Origin of the sequence: Streptomyces sp. NRRL WC-3549, assembly GCF_000721935.1 — a bacterium.
Classification (GTDB): Bacteria; Actinomycetota; Actinomycetes; order Streptomycetales; family Streptomycetaceae; genus Streptomyces.
The window spans coordinates 98,970-99,887 of the sequence record NZ_KL585400.1 but is presented as its reverse complement, the minus strand read 5'-3'; the positions used below and the strand labels follow the sequence as shown (position 1 = coordinate 99,887).

The 918-nt window shown below is 76.8% G+C and carries 1 protein-coding gene and 1 pseudogene; both read right to left on the bottom strand.

Annotation, left to right across the window (positions count from 1 at the left end):
• Nucleotides 1-195, bottom strand: a pseudogene (locus IH13_RS0116290) (polyprenyl synthetase family protein); the annotation flags it as partial.
• Nucleotides 192-918, bottom strand: a 727-nt coding sequence (locus tag IH13_RS0116285; RefSeq protein ID WP_158791192.1) for a tetratricopeptide repeat protein, incomplete at its 5' end; no start/stop codon positions are given. The pseudogene IH13_RS0116290 and the gene IH13_RS0116285, both read right to left, overlap by 4 nt.

The following is a 918-nucleotide window of genomic DNA, read 5'->3' as shown; positions in this document are numbered from 1 at the left end:
GTCGGCGAGCGCTGGCCGCACCAGGGCGCGGCAGCGGGCCAGGGACGCGGGCGGTCCGGTGATGGAGGTGGTGGCGTCGGTGGTGCCGTCCCGGGTGCCGGCCGCCCCGGCGCGGGCCGGCCCGTCGTGCGCGCCGCCCGTGCCCTCGCGGGTGCCGCCCGTCCCGGTGGTGCGGGTGACGGCGGCGGGGGTCATCGCAGGGCCGCCTCTGTGCCCAGGGACAGCGGCGGGCCGTCCTGGGGTACCGGCCCCACCCCCAGCTCGGCCGCCGCGCGGTCGATCATGTCGTCCGCGTGGCGCAGGCCCAGCAGCCCCAGGGCGTGGCGGAGGTCGGCGAGTTCGGCCACCGTCGCGGCCGGGTCCCGGCCGAGACGGGCGAGCGACTTGGCGAGGCCGAGCCGGGCGAGCGCGGTGCCGCGCGCCTCGTCCATCGCGCGGAACTCCTCCAGCGCCAGCGCGTAGTTCTCCCGTGCCTCCGCGTACCGGCCGGCCCGGTAGAGGACGTTGCCGCGCATCTTGTGGTTGTAGGCGAGGGCGCTGGACAGCCGCATCGCGCGGCAGGACTCCTCGGCCTCGGAGAGCAGTGCCAGCGCGCGGTCGGTGTCGCCGTCCCGGACGGACAGCACGTCGGCGATCCCGCGCAGGGCCCAGGCCCGGCCCCGCCGGTCGTCCGCCCGGCCCGCCGTCTTGGCCGCCTCCTCGAAGAGGGCCAGCGCCTTGTCGTACGAGCCGGTGTTGCGGTGCATCTGGGCGATGCCCTCCAGCGCCCACACCGTGTGCCGGGCCTCGCCGCGCCTGCGGGCCTCCGCGAGCAGCTTCTCGTGGAGTTCGCCCACGGCCTGGTAGTCGCCCTGGATGCGCCCGGTCTCGGCGAGCCCGGCGAGCGAGTAGCCGCGTACGACCTGTCTCTTATACACA